The sequence below is a fragment of the Nostoc sp. DedSLP03 genome (genome assembly GCF_034530815.1).
In the GTDB taxonomy this organism is placed as follows: Bacteria; Cyanobacteriota; Cyanobacteriia; order Cyanobacteriales; family Nostocaceae; genus Nostoc.
The window spans coordinates 1-1,406 of the sequence record NZ_JAVRCK010000238.1; the positions used below are offsets into that span (position 1 = coordinate 1).

1 protein-coding gene and 1 pseudogene are annotated in these 1,406 nt (G+C 39.1%); both read right to left on the reverse strand.

Going from position 1 to position 1,406, the window contains the following annotated elements:
- Positions 1-373 (reverse strand): annotated as a pseudogene (locus tag RM368_RS38525) (hypothetical protein); the annotation flags it as partial.
- Positions 374-465: 92 nt separating this feature from the next.
- Positions 466-1,406 (reverse strand): hypothetical protein (locus tag RM368_RS38530; protein ID WP_322698941.1); only part of this gene is annotated, 941 nt, incomplete at its 5' end.

Sequence of the window (1,406 nt, forward strand, 5' to 3'; positions counted from 1 at the left end):
AGGTAATTTCACCTTCTAACTGAGGAGTTGATTCATTACTGTGAAGTTCAAAATTATATGGCTCTAAAAAATAAAGTTTTACTTGAGGTTTGAAAGTCCGTTCTGATTGGACATTGAACCAAGGAATACCATAAACAGGGCGTTGTAAAGCTTGTGCGTGACCACAAGTAATTTCAAACAACCACATTCTCATGATGGTCATGGTTGAAGTGTCGCTATCCTTCATTAAGCAAGAATGTTTTAACCTTCGTTTTGGTTCGCTGACATCATCATCAGGTTGATTTTTAAAGTAAGCTTTAACCGCTTTATTATGTTCGAGTCTAACTATGTCTTGCAAATTCTCCCATTCATCAAAACCATCTGGTAATGGCATTATTCATCCGCCTCCTTATCTTCATCAGAAATAGCTAATCCTGTAGCACTAACTAATTTAGAAGCATCAAAACCAGCTTTGACTTGTGTTGCTTATGGTGGTGTAGTGCCTTGCTTGCTATTTGCTTCTTCTCCCAATGCTTTGAGAAGTTCTGTTTTCTGTGTTCCAATTTGAGTAACTGTGTCTTGAACACTTAAGACTTCGGAAGCAACGCTATCAATTTGACTCACGACGTTTTCAGTTGTTTCTAAAGTTGTAAAGAATTTATTTTGAAAGTTAGGTGTAGGGTTCATCCATCTATAGGCACTTTCGCCAACTTCACCCCATTTGCGCAAAGCATTGCCAATTACGGCGACCCAAGAGCCTACAACTTCCAAAGCGCTGAGAATGGAATAGCCAATTGATTGAATTGAATTCATCAGATTGGCAGCCGCTTGATAAATTCGATTCCATTTTTTGTATTCGGCTTTAATGCCTCCCCATTCACTTTCACCGATTACAGTTTTAGCTAAAGAATCAAACTGCTTTCCTAATATTTCTCCAATTTCTAATGGGCTGCCTTCAGCATCTTTGATTCCAATTGCTGCTAAAACATTTGAAATAGCACTAGTTAATGTCTGTCCCAAGTTAGCTGAAAGCATATAGGCATTATGAAGAGTTTGCCACCAAATTAAAATATTCAGAACTCTATCAAGATGAAGCCATTGACTGAGCCTTTGCAATTTACCTGATATCCCGCCAGGAATTAAATCGCCAAGTTTTGTATTGATTAATTCTAAAAGTGCTAGTTGAGCAGCGTTTGCACCAGCATTAATTTTGTCTAAAAGGTTAGCTGTATTTTGATTATTATTTTGGTTGATGTTATTAGCAGAATCATCTATTGCATTCCTCAAGCATCCTCCAGGCTGAGAGATTTCACACACTGCGCCTTGGGTGGTTTCTTTGTTTGCGGCTTGCACAGTTGGAGATTGGGCGATCGCATCGGGTATTCCCTGTATCGCTGGTGTTAAGGCTGCGATTGCCGTTGCGATCG